Origin of the sequence: Geomonas sp. Red32 (assembly GCF_023652955.1) — a bacterium.
GTDB lineage: Bacteria > Desulfobacterota > Desulfuromonadia > Geobacterales > Geobacteraceae > Geomonas.
In genome coordinates this window covers 35734-53292 of the sequence record NZ_JAKLOY010000010.1, presented here as the reverse complement: position 1 = coordinate 53292, position 17559 = coordinate 35734, and the positions used below count along the sequence as shown (strand labels likewise).

At 57.8% G+C, this 17559-nt stretch carries 25 protein-coding genes and 1 tRNA gene; 20 read left to right on the top strand and 6 right to left on the bottom strand.

Annotated features, from left to right (window positions below):
• Window positions 1–51: 51 nt before the first annotated feature.
• The 3 genes from L4X63_RS20550 to L4X63_RS20540 all read right to left on the bottom strand — a co-directional run bounded on the left by L4X63_RS20550 (window position 52) and on the right by L4X63_RS20540 (window position 1919).
• The gene (locus L4X63_RS20550) at window positions 52–435 is read right to left on the bottom strand and encodes a hypothetical protein (protein ID WP_250680537.1); all 384 of its coding nucleotides are present in this window, start codon (window positions 433–435) and stop codon (window positions 52–54) included.
• Window positions 436–522: 87 nt separating this feature from the next.
• Complete coding sequence (locus L4X63_RS20545) at window positions 523–1401, bottom strand: RluA family pseudouridine synthase (protein WP_250680536.1); 879 nt, start codon at window positions 1399–1401, stop codon at window positions 523–525.
• Window positions 1398–1919, bottom strand: coding sequence for an NUDIX hydrolase (locus tag L4X63_RS20540; protein ID WP_250680535.1), 522 nt, complete (start codon window positions 1917–1919; stop codon window positions 1398–1400). Before L4X63_RS20540 ends, L4X63_RS20545 begins: the two co-directional genes overlap by 4 nt.
• 218 nt (window positions 1920–2137) lie before the next feature.
• On the opposite strand from L4X63_RS20540, the gene L4X63_RS20535 reads away from it, so the two are divergent.
• Window positions 2138–2596: an FKBP-type peptidyl-prolyl cis-trans isomerase gene (locus L4X63_RS20535; protein ID WP_250680534.1), complete on the top strand. Its 459-nt coding sequence runs from the start codon at window positions 2138–2140 to the stop codon at window positions 2594–2596.
• A gap of 66 nt (window positions 2597–2662) precedes the next feature.
• Here L4X63_RS20535 and L4X63_RS20530 read toward each other — a convergent pair whose 3' ends face one another.
• A complete protein-coding gene (locus L4X63_RS20530; protein WP_250680533.1) occupies window positions 2663–3154 on the bottom strand; it encodes a ferritin family protein in 492 nt (163 codons plus the stop codon).
• Between the two features lie 155 nt (window positions 3155–3309).
• Here L4X63_RS20530 and L4X63_RS20525 point away from each other — a divergent pair, with 155 nt between their 5' ends.
• The 19 genes from L4X63_RS20525 (at window position 3310) to L4X63_RS20440 (ending at window position 16464) form a co-directional block, all read left to right on the top strand.
• Window positions 3310–4194, top strand: a complete 885-nt coding sequence (locus L4X63_RS20525; RefSeq protein ID WP_250680532.1) for a complex I NDUFA9 subunit family protein — start codon at window positions 3310–3312, stop codon at window positions 4192–4194.
• A 142-nt stretch (window positions 4195–4336) separates the two neighbouring features.
• Window positions 4337–4756, top strand: a complete 420-nt coding sequence (nikR, locus tag L4X63_RS20520) for a nickel-responsive transcriptional regulator NikR (protein WP_250680531.1) — start codon at window positions 4337–4339, stop codon at window positions 4754–4756.
• A gap of 80 nt (window positions 4757–4836) precedes the next feature.
• Window positions 4837–5367: a tRNA adenosine(34) deaminase TadA gene (gene tadA / locus L4X63_RS20515; protein WP_250680530.1), complete on the top strand. Its 531-nt coding sequence runs from the start codon at window positions 4837–4839 to the stop codon at window positions 5365–5367.
• Window positions 5368–5461: 94 nt separating this feature from the next.
• Window positions 5462–5549, top strand: a tRNA-Ser gene (locus L4X63_RS20510).
• A gap of 180 nt (window positions 5550–5729) precedes the next feature.
• Complete coding sequence (locus L4X63_RS20505) at window positions 5730–6986, top strand: tyrosine-type recombinase/integrase (RefSeq protein ID WP_250680529.1); 1257 nt, start codon at window positions 5730–5732, stop codon at window positions 6984–6986.
• A 100-nt stretch (window positions 6987–7086) separates the two neighbouring features.
• Window positions 7087–7824, top strand: coding sequence for a hypothetical protein (locus L4X63_RS20500; protein WP_250680528.1), 738 nt, complete (start codon window positions 7087–7089; stop codon window positions 7822–7824).
• Window positions 7825–7987: 163 nt separating this feature from the next.
• Entirely contained in the window at window positions 7988–8218 is a 231-nt protein-coding gene (locus tag L4X63_RS23775; RefSeq protein WP_284694748.1) for a helix-turn-helix transcriptional regulator, read from the top strand.
• Between the two features lie 11 nt (window positions 8219–8229).
• The gene (locus tag L4X63_RS20495) at window positions 8230–8412 is read left to right on the top strand and encodes a hypothetical protein (RefSeq protein ID WP_250680527.1); all 183 of its coding nucleotides are present in this window, start codon (window positions 8230–8232) and stop codon (window positions 8410–8412) included.
• Window positions 8409–8618 (top strand): hypothetical protein, encoded by a 210-nt coding sequence (locus tag L4X63_RS20490; protein WP_250680526.1) that lies wholly within the window; start codon window positions 8409–8411, stop codon window positions 8616–8618. The genes L4X63_RS20495 and L4X63_RS20490 overlap by 4 nt, the downstream gene beginning before the upstream one ends.
• Window positions 8615–9289, top strand: coding sequence for a hypothetical protein (locus L4X63_RS20485; protein ID WP_250680525.1), 675 nt, complete (start codon window positions 8615–8617; stop codon window positions 9287–9289). Before L4X63_RS20490 ends, L4X63_RS20485 begins: the two co-directional genes overlap by 4 nt.
• Window positions 9286–10578: a DnaB-like helicase C-terminal domain-containing protein gene (locus L4X63_RS20480; protein ID WP_250680524.1), complete on the top strand. Its 1293-nt coding sequence runs from the start codon at window positions 9286–9288 to the stop codon at window positions 10576–10578. Before L4X63_RS20485 ends, L4X63_RS20480 begins: the two co-directional genes overlap by 4 nt.
• Window positions 10575–10889 carry a single-stranded DNA-binding protein gene (locus L4X63_RS20475; RefSeq protein ID WP_250680523.1) on the top strand — a complete coding sequence of 105 codons (315 nt, stop codon included), beginning with the start codon at window positions 10575–10577 and terminating at the stop codon, window positions 10887–10889. The genes L4X63_RS20480 and L4X63_RS20475 overlap by 4 nt, the downstream gene beginning before the upstream one ends.
• 130 nt (window positions 10890–11019) lie before the next feature.
• Entirely contained in the window at window positions 11020–11445 is a 426-nt protein-coding gene (locus L4X63_RS20470; RefSeq protein ID WP_250680522.1) for a helix-turn-helix domain-containing protein, read from the top strand.
• A 4-nt stretch (window positions 11446–11449) separates the two neighbouring features.
• Window positions 11450–11779 (top strand): hypothetical protein, encoded by a 330-nt coding sequence (locus L4X63_RS20465; protein ID WP_250680521.1) that lies wholly within the window; start codon window positions 11450–11452, stop codon window positions 11777–11779.
• A gap of 210 nt (window positions 11780–11989) precedes the next feature.
• Complete coding sequence (locus L4X63_RS20460; RefSeq protein WP_250680520.1) at window positions 11990–13663, top strand: hypothetical protein; 1674 nt, start codon at window positions 11990–11992, stop codon at window positions 13661–13663.
• Between the two features lie 387 nt (window positions 13664–14050).
• Window positions 14051–14737 carry a recombinase family protein gene (locus L4X63_RS20455; RefSeq protein ID WP_250680519.1) on the top strand — a complete coding sequence of 229 codons (687 nt, stop codon included), beginning with the start codon at window positions 14051–14053 and terminating at the stop codon, window positions 14735–14737.
• Window positions 14738–15465: 728 nt separating this feature from the next.
• Window positions 15466–15792, top strand: a complete 327-nt coding sequence (locus L4X63_RS20450) for a hypothetical protein (protein ID WP_250680518.1) — start codon at window positions 15466–15468, stop codon at window positions 15790–15792.
• A gap of 13 nt (window positions 15793–15805) precedes the next feature.
• A complete protein-coding gene (locus L4X63_RS20445) occupies window positions 15806–15964 on the top strand; it encodes a hypothetical protein (RefSeq protein ID WP_250680517.1) in 159 nt (52 codons plus the stop codon).
• A 5-nt stretch (window positions 15965–15969) separates the two neighbouring features.
• Entirely contained in the window at window positions 15970–16464 is a 495-nt protein-coding gene (locus L4X63_RS20440; protein ID WP_250680516.1) for a helix-turn-helix transcriptional regulator, read from the top strand.
• A 298-nt stretch (window positions 16465–16762) separates the two neighbouring features.
• On the opposite strand, the gene L4X63_RS20435 is transcribed toward L4X63_RS20440, so the two are convergent.
• A complete protein-coding gene (locus tag L4X63_RS20435) occupies window positions 16763–17053 on the bottom strand; it encodes a hypothetical protein (protein WP_250680515.1) in 291 nt (96 codons plus the stop codon).
• Window positions 17054–17127: 74 nt separating this feature from the next.
• Complete coding sequence (locus L4X63_RS20430) at window positions 17128–17448, bottom strand: DUF4236 domain-containing protein (protein WP_250680514.1); 321 nt, start codon at window positions 17446–17448, stop codon at window positions 17128–17130.
• Between the last annotated feature and the right edge of the window lie 111 nt (window positions 17449–17559).

Genomic DNA, 17559 nt, shown 5'->3' with positions numbered 1-17559 from the left:
TCCCCCCTTTGCGGAAGGCGGGACAGGGGGGATTTGGCAGCTCTATACTCCCTAGTTCGCGGCCGGGGCCTGCTTGATCTTATTGCAGCAGGGCTTCGCTTCTGCCGGTTTCGCCTTGGGGCACTTGTCGCACTGGGCGACCTTCATCTTGTCGCAGCAGGGCTTGCCGTCGGTGGTTTTCATCTGGGGGCACTTATCGCAGTCCATGGCAGCGTTGGCACCCTGCATCTTGTCGCAGCACGGCTTCTGCTCGGCCGCCTGCATCTGCGGGCACTTGTCGCACCCGGCCTGCGGAGCCGGCTGAACTTCACTCTGCTGCATCATCTTCGCGCAGCACGGCTTATCCCCGGTGAGAGGCTGCTCCTTCGCCGATACTGCCGCAGCGCCGGCAACCGCCAGCACTATCATGAAAAGTGTGACAACGAACTGTTTCATCGTGATCCCTCCTGGAATTTTTTCTGCTCCGAAAAGTATCGTCCCCACAGCCGGTCCCGTTGGTACAGGAGCGAGGGGCGTGGCTCTCTATCTCTCGACGATCTCCGGTGCCGCCTCGGCGAACTCCCTATCCACCGGCGCCACCGCCTCGATGAAGTTCCCGCGCGGCCCCTTGAAGCGCATCTTGCGGCAGTGGAGCATCATGCGCGACGCTGGGCTCCCGCCGTAGGCCTCGTCCCCGATGATGGGGAAGCCCGAGTGCGCGAGATGCACCCTGATCTGGTGGGTCCTCCCGGTGAGCGGCTTCGCCTCGATGGCGGTCACCCCGGCCCCTTCCCCGATCACGTAGAAAACGGTCTTGGCCGGCTTCCCGTTGTGCGCCACCCCGTATTTGAACTTGCCGAGTTTCCCGATCGGCGCGTCTACCTTCCAGTTCTGCTGATCGGGAGACCCCGCCACCAGCGCCCAGTAGGTCTTATCCACCTTGCCGTCCTTGAGGAGGGCGGAGAGCATGGTCGCCGCCTGCTTGTTCTTGGGGAAAAACATGACACCGCTGGTTCCCTTGTCCAGGCGATGCACCACCCGGGAAGGATCCTTCAGCCCGATGCTCCGCATGTAGCATTCGACCGCGTACTCGACGGTTCCCTTCAACTGGTACGGAGTCCGCTGGCTGTTCACCCCGACCGCCTTGTAGACCGCGAGGAAATCCTGGTCTTCGTACAGGAGATCTTCCTTCCGGTAGACGAGGTCGACGCAGCGCCCCCCCTCCATGATGCCGAGGGCGATCTCGTCTCCCTCCTTCAGCGTCCGCGAGGCGACCCGGACCAGGACCTCGGAGAGATAGCACCCTCCCCAGTCGATGATCCGCCGGATCTCCCCCTTGGAAAGCTGGGGAAAGAGCACCTTCGCCCCGTCATCCAGCCTCATCCCCGCCAGTTCCCCCTCCACACGCCCCACCAGGATCATTTCACGAACCTCTGAGCGCGCAAAAGGGCGGCGATGGTCTTGCCGTCGATGATTCCGCCGTTGACCGCCATATCGACCGCTTCGGCAAAGGGGATCCTCACACAGAAGATCTCTTCGTAATCCTCCGGCGCGGCCTCCCCTTGGGAAAGGCCGGTGGCGAGGTAGAGGTGGATCCGCTCGTCGAAAACGCCCGGGGAGGGATAGATGTGGCCAAGCGAAATGAGCGAAGAGGCATTGAGACCGGTCTCCTCGATCAGCTCGCGCTCCGCGCAGAGCTTGGGGTCCTCACCGGGAGCGAGCCGGCCGGCCGGAAGCTCCACCAGGAAATCCCCCACCGCCGGGCGGAGTTGCCGGATCAGGGTCACCGTCCCGTCGTCATGCAGCGGAAGGACCGCGGCACCGCCGGGGTGACGGACGATCTGGTAGGTGTACCAACCCTGCTCCCCGATCATCACGTCCATCTGTTCGATATCGACTACCAGACCATTGAAGATGGTCGACCTGTTCTTTGTTTGCATAGTACCCATAGATACCATTTCCCCACGTTTATGTGAAGAATCAATTGCAGCGTCACATGAGAACGGCGTGCGTCCGGAAAAGGGGAAGGCCGGTACAAAGGCAGCAATTCAAGGGGCCGGCGGCGCCGCACTCCGCTAATTCCTCGTAGCCAATTTCGGGACCATCTGATAAAGTGATCCCTATTCGAAAGTAAATACCCTCAACAAGGTGGTACATCATGGCACAGGCAAAAGCAGGGGACCGGGTAAAGGTTCATTACACCGGGAGGCTTGATGACGGGACCGTCTTCGATTCTTCCGAGTGCGGCGAGGACGAGTGCGGGTGCGGAGCGGGCCCGATCGAGTTCACCATCGGCGCCGGACAGGTCATTCCCGGCTTTGACGCAGGCGTTACCGGCCTTTCGGCAGGCGAATCCAAGACCATCCACATCCCGGTGGAAGAAGCCTACGGCGAGAGGGTCGAGGAGATGGTGGCGGTTGTTCCCCGCAGCGAACTTCCCGAGGGGATGAACCCGGAACCGGGGCAGCAGCTCGAAGTTTCCCAGGCCGACGGCCAGGTCTTCCAGGTTATGGTGACCGAGGTGACCGACGATACCTTCACCATCGACGGCAATCACCCGCTGGCCGGCCAGGCGCTCAACTTCGACCTCACCCTGGTGGAGATCGTCGAAGGATAGTCTGGAATTACGGACACAAAAAAACCCCTCCCCCTGGCGCCAGGAGGAGGGGTTTTTTGTTTTTGGCTAGTTCTCAGCCATGAAGTGGCATTCGTAGAGATCTTCGAGTGACTGCAGGTGGCGCGTCTCGTCGGCCAGCATCTGCTGGAAGATCTTGGCCATCGGGGCCCCTTCGCAGCCGCGGGACATCCTCTGGTAGAATTCGATAGAGCCCTTTTCCAGGTGGATGGCATAGGCGAGCGCCTCGCGGGCATCCATTTCCGGCCGGACTTCGCGCTTGGCCAGCACGTAGTCGAGGTTCATGGTGGGAACCGGCTGCTGCAGGCTGCCGCCGCCTTTCATCTCGCCGTCGATCAGAGCTTTCTCAAGCTGGTGCTTGTGCTCCAGTTCGTCGAGCGCCGCTTCCTTGAATATCTCGCGGGCCGCTTTATCCTTCACGATCTTGAGAGCGCCCAGATAAGCACGGAACCCTTCATCCTCCATCTTGGTGGCCATTTCAATTGCCGCCTCGAAAGTGTAGCAAACGTCACCCTGTGGAACTTCGTTCTGATCGGACATGGAAAGAGTCTCCTTAATCGCATTGATTAGAGGCTTCTTGTAACATAAGAAGCGGATTAGCACAAGGTTTTGTAAACACTATACACGGTGTCGTGGCTATTTGTGGGGCCGCTGGTACACTTTCAGGGACTGAATTTCCTTAGGAGGAGTGATTTATGCTGATATTTCTCGCCGGTGGCACCGGCTTTGTCGGCGGCCACGTCCGCCAAGCCCTGCTGGCCAAAGGTCACACCATCCGGCTCCTGGTACACAGGCGAAGCGGCGGCAGCGAACCGGGAGTCGAGGAGGTGGAGGGCGACGCCACAATCGCCTCCTCCGTGGCCGCAGCCGCCAAGGGGTGCGAGGCCACCATCAACCTGATCGGGATCATCCGTGAGTTCCCCGGCAAGGGGGTGACCTTCCAAAAGCTTCATATCGAGGCAACCCACAACGTCATTGCCGCCGCCCGCGACAACGGCATCAGGCGTCACCTCCAGATGTCCGCCCTGGGCACCCGGGCAGGGAGCTCCGCCAAGTACTTCCAGACCAAGTTCGCCGCCGAGGAAGCGGTCAGGAACTCCGGACTGGACTACACGATATTCCGCCCCTCGGTCGTCTTCGGCCCCAAGGACGACTTCATCAACATGCTGGCCAAGATGCTCCGGACGTTCCCCGCCGTCCCGGTAATCGGCGACGGCGAATACCAGATGCAGCCGATCTCCGCGGACGACGTCGCCCGCTGCTTCGCCGACTCCCTCGACAAACCCGTGACCGTCCGGCAGACCTACGAGCTCTGCGGCCCCGACCGGATGACCTACAACGAGCTCCTCGACACCATCGGCCGGGTACTTGGAATGAAGAAAGTACTGAAGATAAACAACCCGGTCACCCTGATGAAGCTGATTGTCCCGTTCATGGAAAAGGTCCCCGCCTTCCCGCTCACTTCCGACCAGTTGACTATGCTCCTGCAGGGAAGCTGCTGCGACGGGAGCTGGCGGGAGACCTTCGGCTTCACCCCCGTCCCCTTCGAAGAAGGAATCCGCCGCTACCTCACCACCTAATCTCCTTTGCCGTCCCCCTCCCCCCTTGTCAAAGGGGGGCCGGGGGGGATTTGCCTTGTCTCTCCCCGGAGTAGACTTTTGACTTCCCCCTAGCACTTCACGTATACTGCCCCTCGTTTCTTACCAGAAATGAGGAGCCCACATGAGCGAAACCGTCAGATTCGGCATTTCCATGGACGAAAACCTGCTCGCGAGCTTCGACAAGCTGATCGAGCAGAAAGGGTACGCTAACCGGTCCGAAGCGATCCGCGACCTGATTCGCGCGGCACAGGTCGAGCTTGACTGGGAGGAAGGCGAGAAGGAGGGGGTCGGCACGGTGACGCTGGTCTACAACCATCACGTCCGCGACCTTTCCGACAAGCTCACCGAGCACCAGCACGCCCATCACGACCAGGTAGTCTCCGCCCTGCACGTCCACCTCGACCCGCACAACTGCCTGGAAGTGCTGGTCCTGCGCGGCAAGTGCAAGGACATCAAGAAAATGGCCCACGAACTGATCGGCGTCAAAGGGGTCAAACACGGCAAGCTCGTGATGACCACCACCGGCGAAGGACTCCACTAAAGCGCCGCATAACCTCAGAATGGCAACTCAACGTCCCCTCCTTTGCGAAGAGGGGATAGGGGGGGGCCTTTGGAAAAACCATGCAACGAGACGACGCCTACTGGATGGGTAAAGCCATCGCCGAGGCGAAAAAAGCGGAAGCCGTCGGGGAAGTCCCTATCGGCTGCGTGATAGTAAAAGACGGAGCCGTCATTGCGCGCGGCCACAACCTGCGCGAGAGCAAGCAGGACCCCGCCGCCCACGCCGAACTGTTGGCCATCAGGAAAGCCGCCAAGAAACTCGCCAACTGGCGTCTGACCGGCGCCACCCTCTACGTCACCCTGGAGCCCTGCACCATGTGCATGGGCGCCATCATCCTCGCCAGGCTGGACCGGGTGGTATTCGGCAGCTACGATCCGAAAGGCGGCGCCGCCGGTTCCCTCTTCGATTTCTCCAACGACGCCCGGTTAAACCACAGCGTGGTATTGACTCCCGGCGTGCGCGGAGAAGAGACCTCCGCCCTTCTCACCGACTTCTTCAGCGATTTGCGCGCCAGGAAAAAGCGTGAGAAAGCCGAGGCAAAAGCCCCAGAGTCCGCCGCCTTAATCGGCACCGACGCCGGCGCCGCCTAGCGGCCGCCGGGCGAACTGTTCCCGCTGGCAAACGCAAAGCTTGAAATCCTCCCTCAAATGCGGTATATGTTTCGTTCGCGCAAACGAAGCATCCGGAGAGATGTCCGAGTGGTCGATGGTGCCTGACTCGAAATCAGGTGTACCGAAAGGTACCTAGGGTTCGAATCCCTATCTCTCCGCCATCTTGAAATCCGGCCCCATCCAGGGACGGAGGATAAGCCCCAAGAAATTGGGGCTTTTTCTTTTTGTGTTGTCCAGCTTCATCCTATTTGATATCGTAAGATCCGTCGATCTTGGAGTTACCCTTGGAGGTATAACTCCAAAAGCCATAGCCGCATAACTCCAAAACGGAGAAAATGCCCATGCCTAAACGGATCACCCCCCTCTCCGATACCCAAGTCAGAAACGCCAAGCCGAAGGAAAAAGAGCATAAATTGATGGACGGCTATGGTCTGTTTTTGCTCGTGACTCCCACGGGCGGCAAACTGTGGCGCCTTGATTACAGGTTCGACGGTAAGCGAAAAACCCTCGCTCTCGGCACATACCCCGCTGTATCTCTGTCCGACGCCCGTAAACGCAGGGACGAAGCAAAAGCCCTCCTTGCGAACGACATTGACCCCTCCGACGCCAACAAAGCAAAGAAAGCATCCCGTCTAGAAGCTGGTGCCAATTCCTTTGAGGTAGTAGCCAGGGAATGGCATACGAAGTTCGCCCCCACTTGGTCGCCGTCGCATGCTGTCTGGGTACTCCGTCGGCTGGAGCAGTACGTGTTCCCAGATATCGGCACGCGGCCCATCGCAGAACTCAAAGCACCCGATGTGCTCAAGGTGCTTCGGCGGATAGAGGCCGTGGCACTCGAGACTGCCCACCGTGTGAAATTCGTGTTAGGCCAAGTGTTCCGATACGCAGTAGGTAGCGGCAGGGCTGAGCGCGATCCCACTGCTGATCTCAAGGGCTTGCTACCGCCTCGGAGTCAGAAGCATCACGCAGCTATCACCGACCCGAAAGAAGTCGCCGGGTTGCTCCGCGCTATCGACGGTTTCAATGGGACCTTCACAGTTAAGTCCGCCCTCCAACTCGCCCCGCTTGTCTTCCTGAGGCCGGGGGAACTCCGGCAAGCTGAGTGGACTGAGTTCGACCTGGAGGCTGGAGAGTGGAACGTCCCCATAGAAAGGATGAAGCTGAAGCTGCGCGTCAAGGAGGACCGAAAGGGAGAAAAGCATCTCGTCCCTCTGTCCGCACAGGCCGTTGCCATTCTAAAGGACCTCCACGGGCTTACCGGCCAGAGCCGGTATGTGTTCCCCTCAGCACGGTCCTTTGCCCGCCCCATGAGCAACATGGCGCTCAACGCCGCCCTAAACCGGATGGGCTTCAAAGGTGAGATGACCGCCCACGGATTTCGTGCACTGGCACGGACCATTCTTGATGAAGTCCTTCAATGCCGGATCGATCTGGTTGAACACCAATTGGGGCACGCCGTCCGCGACCCCAATGGCAGGGCCTACAACCGCACAGCCCACCTACCTGAACGGCGCAAGATGATGCAGACTTGGGCGGACTACCTTGACGGGCTCAAAGCTGGGGCAAAGGTGATACCGTTGAAAAGGTCGGAAGGATAGGAGCTACCAGATTCGCGGGATAGAGCGGCCACTCGACAAGCTGCCTTTCCTGGGGCGGTTTCCCGCGATGTTTCACCAGGGCGCTGCAGGAGGCGCGAGGATGAATAGGTTACAATGGGAAAAGATCGCCAATGAAATCGCTGGTGTACTCTCTAACATGCCGACATCCAAAGAATTAGCCGAATGGTACATGCTGCACCGACCGTCTCGAAAGGTCCGGTCCGAACTTAGAACCGGCATTAGAAACCGTATAGCCGGATTTAAGTTACTGGAGGGTAAAGACGAGGTAGTTGCCGAAATTGCAGAAGCCTGTATCTATTTCTTAATCTACATAAACATTGAAGCAGGAAAAATAAAGCACACCGCCGTGAATGAAGCCCTCACGTCATCTGGTAAAGCAGCCGAAAAAATTAAGACCGCTGTTGAAGCTCTAGATTTAGTAAATGCCCTCCCCTTATCTATAGAAACTAAAAGTGAATTGCTGCTGTACACCAGCATGTTATGCAAAAGTAGCGATATCGTTTATCTCAAGTACTCACAAGTCGTTGCATTACAAGAACTCTGCTTTAGAATACCAGCAGCAACTGAAATGGTGGTTGATATGATGGCCCACCGTCCAACCGTCAACGCGCCACATGGTAAAGATTTATTATTTCAACAAGCACTTACAAGGATCATATATAAATCTGTTTCTGGTTCCATCCCAACCACAAGAGCGAAGACCGGACCGAAAACTGCTGATCTAACCGCGCTCACAGCTGGCATCCTAGCAGATCTCTTTGGCAGCTGTCCCACCTTTTCCGTATCCGTCGATATTGTCAAGAACACTATAAAATAAGTCTACTTTAAGGTAATTAGTCATCTTTCAGGAGGTCACTCTTTACATTAACAGCTTGATTTTTAAGTGGTTTTTCAGCTTTTTACATCGACATCAATGTAACGTTTGTGGCAACCTTCCAACTAGGTCCAGCAGGGCCAATATTGTTTAGGAGGTGCCACAGATGGAGTCCATACCCCCCTTCCCCACCGGCGTCAGATATCTGCGACTGAAACAGATCATCGGCGACAAGAAAGCCGGGTCCCCCCCCATCATTCCCATTTCGAAATCCAGTTGGTGGGCTGGCGTAGCAGCTGGCCGTTTCCCGAAACCGGTCAAGCTGGGTCCGCGAACTACTGTTTGGCGTTCTGAGGACATCTTGGCGCTCTTTGAGCATGCTAAAGAAGCGGCTTAAAGGGGGGGGAGATGCTGAAGAAAGCACAACGCCCGCACCGGCTGGTCCCGGTGGGGCATTGCAAGAAGAGAGCGGGGAGCGATTTCAAGCATGCTACTCCTACCACACCCCACCGGAAAACTCAACTCTTCGAGATCTTCGACCCCGAAACCATGTCCGCCGTGATTGTGCTGGCGCGGGAGGTGGCATTATGACCGTCACCACGTGGCCCCCTGCCCCTTCCTTTTCATCGGGCTTCGTCTGCCGTGGGCTTGATGAATCCCGCGAAAAGATCCGGCTGTTTCTCAGCGTCGAAAGGCTCGATCTCGTCACTGGCGAGGTACGCAAGATGACAAAAGCCGTTGGGTATCTCAAAGCGAACTTTCCACCCAAGGCTCTTGCCCGGGGGCCGGTACGATGACGGGGTGGATTAAGCTCCATCGGGCCCTTACAGATCATGACCTGTGGCTAGGCGACGTCTTCACCAGAGGGCAGGCGTGGGTCGATCTTCTCATGCTGGCGAATCACCGGCCTGGGCATATCAGAAGGCGCGGCATTCGTGTCTCGGTCAACCGTGGCCAGGTTGGATATTCCCAAGAAGCCATCGCCCAGCGTTGGAGGTGGAGCAGAGGCAAGGTCATTCGCTTCCTTACTGAACTCAAGCGGGATGAACGGATATCGCTGGAAACGGAACTGAAGAATGTTGCTGTAACTGCTTTAATTACGATAACAAATTTTGACCAGTACCAAGGTAACGGCACCGAAGACGACACCGAAAACGGACCGAAGACAGAACCGAAAACGGTACTGGAACAAGAATGTAAAGAAGGAAAAGAAAAGATCTCTGTGCGGGGGAAGTTCACCCCGCCATCACAAACTGAGGTTCAGGCCTACATGGCAGATATTGGTTTTGATGGGGACGCTGACCGGTTCGTTGACTTTTACGCCTCAAAGGGCTGGATGGTCGGCAGGAACAAGATGAAGGATTGGAAAGCCGCCGTGAGGACCTGGCGCAAGGGCCAGAGCCAGCAAACCCCGCCACCCTCGACCGCCGGTTTCCTGACCATAGCAGAAGTGGAGGCCCTACCGTGAACCAGCATCTCGCAGACCTCAGCATCGAAAAAGAGATCATTGGTGCCATTCTCCTGGACGAGGACACCTTCCCAGCGATCGGCCCGATCATCACTAACGCCATGTTTGCCAACCACCGCCTCAGCGCAGCCTATGAGGCCTACAGCCGTCTTTATGAGTCAAAGGGCCTGCTTGACCTGCGTACCATCGCCAAGACCGCCCAGATCAGCGCTACGGAACTGACTGATTGCATGAACGATGACATCATCCCCGCGATGATCGTTCCGAAGGCGAGGAAGCTTCGCGACCTTTACCATAAGCGCCAGATTCAGCGTCAGGTAGTCGAGACCATGGCCCAGCTTGAGACGTTGGATGCTGTGGAAATCGCTAAGCGGTTCAGTGACCTGGCCGCTGGTGTCGCCAACTCCAACCACAAGAAGCCTGTCTTCGATGCAGAGGCGCTTTGTATGCGTGTCGCAAAGCTCCAGGAGCAGCGGCTCGAAGGCCAAGGGAAAGCCCTCGGCCCGACCACCGGGTATTCCACCCTGGACAGGGTTATCAGGGGGTTGCTGCCCAAGCGGGTAACCGTTATTGCTGCAGCTACCGGCTTCGGGAAATCCTCACTGGCCCTGAATCTCCTCTGCAACACCGTCACCGCAGACAACCGGGCGCTGTTCATCAGCAACGAAAATGACGTGGACCTCAACCTCGACCGACTCTGTGGGATCATCTCCGGTGAACGGTTGCGGGACATTGAGTCCGGGACAAAGTACGGGGTTGCCAGCGCCTTCGGTAACCACTTCTTCAAGAGCGGCCTGTTCATGTCAGACAACTCCCCCCGCACCATCGAGGAGATAACGGCCCTGATCAATCGGTACAAGGTTCAACAGCAGATCAACGTCGCCTTCGTGGACTACATCGGGGAGATCCAGCACAACGGCGATGCTCGGGAGACTGAGGAGTCCCGCCTTGCCCGGTACGCTCAGAAACTCGTCGACTGCGCCAAAGAGTTGGAGATTCATGTGGTCGTCATGGCCCAGCTTAACCGCCAGGGGAACAGCAAGGGTAAACCGACCAAGGCAGAGCTTGCCGGGTGTTTCAAGATCGTCCAGAAAGCGCACAGTCTCCTCCTCTTCTGGCAGGATGAGCAGAAGCGCGACGTGCTGACGGTCGAGAAGAACAGGCAGGGACCGGTGGGGATCGATATCCAGTTGCACTTCGACCGTGCCACACAGCAGATCACCGAAGGGGCCGTTTTTGACGGCAGACCGAATGCACGCTGTACCACATTGAAAGGAGACCTGCCATGAGGGTTTTGACCACTGGCACTTTGCACGATTCTCCGACGCAGCGAACATCGACAAACGGGAATACCTTTGTCACTGCGAAACTCCGTGATGACACCAGCACCCCCGTTGTCTGGTTCAACCTCGTTGCATTTGGAGAAATTGCCGATCTCCTTGCGGGGCAGCCAAAAGGAGCGTCCATCGCCATCTCTGGCAAGGCGACCGTTACCGTCTACGCCCCTAGTGAGGGCGATGCAAGGCCGAACATCAGCATCACCGTCGACCAATTGGCGACATTGAAAGGACAGCGGAGAAATGAGCGGAAAACAGAGTAAGGAGTCCTGCTTTCTCACCAAACTGCTAAGGGATATCCGGCAGGTGAGGGAGGAGGCGACTGTACCGAGAACACTAAGAGCGGACCGTTGCCGTATGACGGAAGCTGCCAACGTTAAAAAGGGGTGACACGTGGACAGGCTCGACACTAAGGAAAAGCACCAAATCGCTGTGCTCGCGGCTGAAGGGAAGTCTCCTCATGCCATCGGAAAGGTGTTAGGCCGCAGCCACAACACCATCTCCAAGGCGCTGAAGACTCCGGAGGTGGCAGAGCAGAAGGAAGACATCCAGGCCCGGCTGGCCGACAAGTTCGAGGCGATCACCGAGCGGATTCTCGACGGCGTGACTCCTGTCGATATCGAGAAGGCTAGTCTCAGGGATAAGGCGGTCGCCGCCGGTGTGATGCTGGACAAGTCCCGGGTGATCCGGGGCCAGAGCACGCAGAACATAGCGGTTATGATGGCTGCTGCGGTGCTGGATGCACACCGGCTGCCGAGTGACGGTGCCACGGCTGATGTCCTGGAGGCCGAGGTCGTAACGGGCCAGGCAGAGGGGTGACACAATGACTCCAGCGAATCCAGAGCCCAGCCTTAACTCTTTCGGGGCCACCCTGGCCGAACGCCGGGAGTTCCTGCGGGGGGTTATCGACCAGCTCGCCGACTCGCCGCGGCTTACCCGGGCAAGAAGGTTGGCATTGCACACCCTGGTGATGGAACTTGCCGATGAGTCCTTCGCCCAGGTTGACGCGGCCATGACGCTGAACAGCCAGCTGGTGACGATAGGCCAGACCCTGATGGGAGAGAACGCCATTCTGGCCAAGCAGAATAATGCGCTGCTCCAGGCCCTGTTTGAGGGGAAGTCGATGAAGTGTCTAAGGACTCCTCTCTGCTGATGCAAGGACGGCGGCGCGGCACCCACGCGGGCGAGCAGCTTGGATATGTAGAAAGGCGGATCACCCGCGAAGAGGCCCCGGCTCCCACCGGGAAAAGCAAATCGGCCACACCGGGCCGGAAAGGGGAAAAGGGAATGTCACGTAAGGTTGGCAACACGAACAGCAGCAGCTACGGAGTCAGCGGCGGGGCGAGCCCGCAGGGGAGGAATTATGCCTTTTGATTGGGGTGCAGTGGGGGCGGTACTCTTCCCCAGGTCTTACAACAATTTGCAGAACTACCGGCAGGAGCAGCAGAAGAAGGCCGCGCAGGAGCAACTACCTACGCTCAACGCCAAGTATCCCGCTCTGGTCGACTACGCGCAGAAGACCGGCGACACGGATCCTTTCTTCTACAACGACCCGGCATCGCGCGAGGTGCTGAAGGAGCAGGGTTTTGTTGGCGATATCTCCCCCTTTGCGGGTGGAACCGAGCAGAACCCGTATCTGGCAGCCGCCAAGACCGAGATGGCGCAGAAAGCTCAGAATCAGGCCGATGTCAGCGACTACTACGCCGGGAAGACCAACCCCGATCTGTTGGCGCGGATCACAGCATACGATGGCACAAAGCCGCACATCGCGGCGATCCGTGGGCTGGCAAGTGACTACCAGGCGCAGCAGGCGCCCGTGGGCGAGGACCAGTCTGTCATTGTGGCCCGTAATCTGGGACTTCCTGACGAACAGGCAAAGCAGTACAAAGGGATGAAAATTCCCGAACTGATCTCCGTGATAAAGGAAGGTGATCTCCTCGGAAAGCAGAAGAGCCTCTCCGATTTCGAGCAGGACATCCGCAAGATGGACCTGGAACACACTGCGGGGAACGGGTATTTCGGGGAGATTGGCAAGCCCGGCACCTTCGAACCGGCACTGACTAAGGCTGTACGTGAAATACAGGCGAAGTATCCAGGCAACCCCCTCGTAGCCAAGTATGCAGACGAGTACATCGCCAACCAGCTGAAGCGCCAGGAGACCATGCCGTGGGACACCAAGCAAGAAAGCTTGAGTGTCGGCAGCGGTGACGAGCGGGCAACGAGCCTGAGGCGCTTCCAGATCAACTCCGGAGGCCGGGAGATCCCCGGTTCAGCGCAGACGGTTACGAGTCACGCACGCCCCATGAAGATGCCGATGCCCGGGCGGCTTGTGCAGGCCTACGACAAAAACACCAGGGATCTTGTTTTTGTTGGTGCCGACGAAGTTAAAGCCGATCCGCAGCGCTACGCCCCAGCAAGCCAGCAGATGAAGGTTAACCAGCAGGAAACCTTGATTGAGGACATCAGAGGTACGCTCAATAACACCATGCAGTCGCTGGACCGGGTGCCGTCCTTCAACAGCAAACAGCAGGCCCAGATAGCTTTGATGCTCAAGGAAAGAGATCCGCAGAAGGCTCTTGACAGCTTTATTGGATCAAAGGTCGGGCAGACCCTCACCCCTGAGCAGGTCGACTACATCACCGACCTTGCGGTGCTCAAAGAGAACATTTTGGCCATGCGCTCTCTTCTTGGCGGTGGTCAGAGCAGCAGGGACCAGCGTGCCGCCATTGAGGCCACCATCCCGGCGGCGGTCCAGCCCAACAAGGCATTTGCTAAGGTCCAGCTCAACAAGGCGCTTAGGACGCTCGATAGGCTCTCTCGTGGAGTGCCTAACGCAGATCTGAAACCGGAGAAGTCAGTAGTGGAGCGCCGAAAGGGCAAAGACGGCAAGATCCTGGTGAAATACTCTGACGGCAGCATCGGGAAGGAGGTTAAGCCTGAGGGTGGCGACTCTCGACCGGTAGCGCCGGCAGGGACCAAGGCAAGGCTCACCAACGGCAAGGTCGTGACATCTGACGGTAGAGGAGGGTGGAATTAATGCCCTACTCAGGATTATCGGAAGATACCGAACTCTTTCCTCAGGGGCTACCCGATGATCAGCTCCTAGAGATGCGACCGGCACCGGATGCCGACCACGAGGCTTGGAGGGCCTACCATCAATTGCTATCCGAGGCTGGAAAGCTGAACCCTTCAAAATGATAACGTCGGGCGGCTTGCTTTTCCCACCAGGAGGAAGCAGGCTGCCCGATTCCCGCCCTAACGTCCCCCACCGCGACCCTTTCCCTATCCTGAGACCAAATCCCCCCGCTGTAGGCAAAATATGGAGCCTCTGCATTTTGCCGATTATCTCCGCTTGACTCTCTCGTGGATCGGCGTATAAATATCAGTAACGAACGTCATTGAAATTTATACAGGGGGCAGGGCAATGAAATTCATCGGGTATTGCAGGGTCTCGACTGGCAAGCAAGGGCGTTCCGGTCTTGGGCTGGAAGGTCAGGAAGATGCCATCCTCTCTTACGTCGCCAGCGTCGGCGGCGAGCTGGTGAATTGCTCAGACGAGAGCAAATGCTATGTCGAGGTTGAGAGCGGCAAGCGGGATGATCGCCCGATCCTTCAGGAGGCCATCCAGCATGCTCAGATGATCGGGGCCCGGCTCGTAATCCACAAGCTCGACAGGCTTTCCCGCGACCTCGCCTTCATAACCACCCTGCAAAAGAACTCCGTCGACTTCATGGTGGTTGATCTTCCTGGCGCTGATCGGTTTACCGTCCACATCTTCGGCGCACTCGCCGAGAAGGAGCGGGAGATGATCAGCCAGCGCACGAAGACCGCACTCAAGGCCGCAAAGGAGCGGGGTGTGAGGTTGGGGAACGCGAAGGGAGAGGGATTCACACCTGAGATCCAACAGGCAGGCGCAGCAGCGGCAGTCGCCGCCCGGATCGCGAAGGCTGACACCCTTGCGGCGAGGGTCAGGCCAATGATCGAGAGGTTGCAGGCCGAAGGGAATAGTCTTCATGGGATCGCCGGGGCGTTAAACAAGAAGGAGTACACCACACCTCGCGGTAAGGAGTGGACAGCCCAAGCCGTTAAGAACGCGCTGGCCAGGGAATAGGAGGCGCCATGGAACAGGAACCGACTTCATCACCTGGCGGCCAGCCGTTCGCCGATTGCTTCGCCCGATCCTGCCGGCACCTGGCCGACGGGCGGTGCGAGGTCTACACCGCCAGCCATCCGCCGACAATCACCGTTGATGGTCGATGCCTTGGACACGACTCGGGTACGAGTGGAGCATAAGAGAAGCTTCGCTTTCTTTCTGGCCCCGGTTCTCGATGTTGCCCATGTACTGGGGGGGGGAGGGGGCCCCGGGCCGGGAGGGCGATCATGGTCTCCAGGGGTGGGGGGGTGGGATGATACCGGGGCACTGTTGCCTGTACAGTCCCCTCCTAACCCATATGAAATAAAAGGGGCCCCTGCTCTCCTCCTGATGTTCTTCTCACCTACTTATTCCACACCGTGGATTCCACCAGAACTAATCCCCTCCTTAATTGAGTCCCCCCCCTTGCAAAATCCATCTGTTACACCAATTCCACATCGTGGTCAAATTCTTCCATTTCGTGGAAAAATTCAATGATATGGAATACTTGCAATGCTTTTCCTCTTGCTATATGATCCCTCCCGTCTATAATTTCATCCTCCCGTTTGGCCGCTTTTTCGAAGCGGTTCAGGGAGCCCACTATGCCAACGGTTGGCCTGAGTGTCCCCTTGTCGCGAGGCCTGGGGGTGGTTCGATGGAAACCACAGACAGCACTCAGGCCTTTTCCCAAAGCATAGGGGGAGACGATGGGTGTGGTGAATGAGTTCACGCTGAGGCAGAACCATGAAACAGCTATGCAGCTTTCTGAGGCGCTGCACTTTATGGGGGGGCTGGTCGTGTGCCTGCCGAACAAGAAAGGTTTGAACAAGCCATGTGGTCGCAACTTCATGACGATCCTGGAGGCAGAAACGAACGGACTTTGGAGCGTCATGCACTGTCTCTCTAAAGTTGCTGAAAACTTGTCCCTGGAGTTCGAGGAGGCGGCGGAGTGGGTAAAGGAGCGTTGTCCGGAGTTGGCTACACCTGACGGCGACGATTTGACCGAGGAGGAAATCCGGCATGAAGCAGCCTGAGATGCTATCTGAAATGATTCGCCAACTCCAGGCCATCCAGGCGGCCCGGGGGGATATGAAGGTGTTCACTGGGGACATGAAACCGGTAGCCCTCGGCGTCGAAGAGACGATGGACCCGGAGGACTTCCGGCTATACGGTCAGGATTACCTTTTCATCGTGGAGGGGGTGTAGGAAACATGGAGGATCTGGGGGAAGGGCAGCTCTTGAAGGAGCGGGAGGTCTCGGAGGTTACGGGCCTCACCGCTCCCCAACTGTGGCACATGAGGAAGCGCATGGCCGGGATCCCCTTTCTGAAGTTTGGAGAGGGGCGCCGGGGTAACGTGCGATACCGGCAGGAAGATGTTGATGCCTGGCTGTTGGAGCACCCCAAGCGTCCCGGGAAGGCGCGGCCCGTAAAGCCCGCCGCCCAGGTCCGGGAAATCATCGTAATGAAGGAGATCGAGGCGGTGACGATGAGTTGCGAGGAGGCCTCCAGGCGTCACTCAGGAATCCCGGTGACACTCTTTCGCAAAATGTGTCTTCGCGGCTATGCAATGACCAAGCGGTACAGAGGAAAGGGCAATGTTCCGGACAAGGTTGCGAGGTCCGTCCTGTTTGCCCAGAAGGTGGGGCGGGCCTGGCAGATTCCGCTGTCGGAGCTCGACCGGGTGTTTCTCGGAAGCCACAGATGATCCTCTCTCCATTGCCAACTCTGACGAAGCCAGCCGGTACACCGGCCCTCGGGACACCACCATTAGGACCTCTCCCCCCTGCTCCATGAGCCATCCGGCGCAAGAGTTGCGGGGCCAGCCTTCCGTTGGTGCGGATCGCCGGGAAGCGGATGAGGTGCTACCTGGTGCCGATTCCCGAGCAGATCCGTCTCCTGAGGTTTCAGGTCAACCGACACCGACGCGCCGGACGAAAAGAGAGGATGTACCAGGCGCTGATGTCCGTCATTCGGCTGGAACTCCTACTGTGATATCGTCCTTTTCAAAAACATACAGCCGCCAGTTCGTTAATTCCGATGAGGATTTTGTCCAGGGTTGGCCGCGTGCCGACTCCACCGGGGAAATCAGCCAACATCTCATCAGAGAACCGGACCTCCACCGCTTTCCCACCTGTGGCCAAAGTTAGGATATGGGCGTCTCGGTTCTTCAACGGCAGTCCCCCGTCAAAGGTCGACGAGGTCAACTTAATCCCTTTGGCATCTGCCATTCTGTGGGCCTCAGAAACAATCATCGCCGCGCCTTCCCGCCTTTGCTCATCATAAAGATCAGACATTGTTCCTCCTATCGCAAACGTCTGCTCACGCAACGATTTTAGGTGGCCTTACAACCCGAATTCCGACGCGGAGCCTACTTCGGCATCTTTGCAACGCAAGTTGCCAACATCATGAGGAACACCACGGCGGCCAGAATTTTCCCTGGAGTGGAATACCCGCCGGTTGGCGCCGGTGATTGGACATTGGCTGATGGCTGATCCCGCCGGCTGCCATGGCTCTGGTACTCCGTCCAAGACAACCCCGTCCCCGGCACTCCAACCGTTTTTCTGACACCCTTGCTATTCACTGTTACCTTGGCACCTTTGACACCTGCAGATACCGACACTCCTGTCTTGCCCAGGTTAACTGACACACCCGGCAGCACCTTAATAGTCTTCCTGAAGCGGAAAGCCATGAGGGAAATACTCCTTTCCATGCTGGAATGGCGGCAAACTACACGCTCGGTTGCTAATGAACAAGAGGAAACTCGGAAGGGCACACTGGCAACCCTGTGTTCTGTAGCATA

Coding starts and splice junctions, on each gene's coding strand:
- L4X63_RS20525 (WP_250680532.1), top strand. CDS start 3,310: ATGCTGATATTTCTCGCCGGTGGCACCGGCTTTGTCGGCGGCCACGTC.
- L4X63_RS20450 (WP_250680518.1), top strand. CDS start 15,466: ATGGGTGTGGTGAATGAGTTCACGCTGAGGCAGAACCATGAAACAGCT.
- L4X63_RS20500 (WP_250680528.1), top strand. CDS start 7,087: ATGAATAGGTTACAATGGGAAAAGATCGCCAATGAAATCGCTGGTGTA.
- L4X63_RS20455 (WP_250680519.1), top strand. CDS start 14,051: ATGAAATTCATCGGGTATTGCAGGGTCTCGACTGGCAAGCAAGGGCGT.
- nikR (WP_250680531.1), top strand. CDS start 4,337: ATGAGCGAAACCGTCAGATTCGGCATTTCCATGGACGAAAACCTGCTC.
- tadA (WP_250680530.1), top strand. CDS start 4,837: ATGCAACGAGACGACGCCTACTGGATGGGTAAAGCCATCGCCGAGGCG.
- L4X63_RS20460 (WP_250680520.1), top strand. CDS start 11,990: ATGCCTTTTGATTGGGGTGCAGTGGGGGCGGTACTCTTCCCCAGGTCT.
- L4X63_RS20440 (WP_250680516.1), top strand. CDS start 15,970: ATGGAGGATCTGGGGGAAGGGCAGCTCTTGAAGGAGCGGGAGGTCTCG.
- L4X63_RS20550 (WP_250680537.1), bottom strand. CDS start 435: ATGAAACAGTTCGTTGTCACACTTTTCATGATAGTGCTGGCGGTTGCC.
- L4X63_RS20530 (WP_250680533.1), bottom strand. CDS start 3,154: ATGTCCGATCAGAACGAAGTTCCACAGGGTGACGTTTGCTACACTTTC.
- L4X63_RS20445 (WP_250680517.1), top strand. CDS start 15,806: ATGATTCGCCAACTCCAGGCCATCCAGGCGGCCCGGGGGGATATGAAG.
- L4X63_RS20490 (WP_250680526.1), top strand. CDS start 8,409: ATGACCGTCACCACGTGGCCCCCTGCCCCTTCCTTTTCATCGGGCTTC.
- L4X63_RS20435 (WP_250680515.1), bottom strand. CDS start 17,053: ATGTCTGATCTTTATGATGAGCAAAGGCGGGAAGGCGCGGCGATGATT.
- L4X63_RS20475 (WP_250680523.1), top strand. CDS start 10,575: ATGAGGGTTTTGACCACTGGCACTTTGCACGATTCTCCGACGCAGCGA.
- L4X63_RS20430 (WP_250680514.1), bottom strand. CDS start 17,448: ATGGCTTTCCGCTTCAGGAAGACTATTAAGGTGCTGCCGGGTGTGTCA.
- L4X63_RS20535 (WP_250680534.1), top strand. CDS start 2,138: ATGGCACAGGCAAAAGCAGGGGACCGGGTAAAGGTTCATTACACCGGG.
- L4X63_RS23775 (WP_284694748.1), top strand. CDS start 7,988: ATGGAGTCCATACCCCCCTTCCCCACCGGCGTCAGATATCTGCGACTG.
- L4X63_RS20465 (WP_250680521.1), top strand. CDS start 11,450: ATGACTCCAGCGAATCCAGAGCCCAGCCTTAACTCTTTCGGGGCCACC.
- L4X63_RS20505 (WP_250680529.1), top strand. CDS start 5,730: ATGCCTAAACGGATCACCCCCCTCTCCGATACCCAAGTCAGAAACGCC.
- L4X63_RS20545 (WP_250680536.1), bottom strand. CDS start 1,401: ATGATCCTGGTGGGGCGTGTGGAGGGGGAACTGGCGGGGATGAGGCTG.
- L4X63_RS20495 (WP_250680527.1), top strand. CDS start 8,230: ATGCTGAAGAAAGCACAACGCCCGCACCGGCTGGTCCCGGTGGGGCAT.
- L4X63_RS20485 (WP_250680525.1), top strand. CDS start 8,615: ATGACGGGGTGGATTAAGCTCCATCGGGCCCTTACAGATCATGACCTG.
- L4X63_RS20540 (WP_250680535.1), bottom strand. CDS start 1,919: ATGCAAACAAAGAACAGGTCGACCATCTTCAATGGTCTGGTAGTCGAT.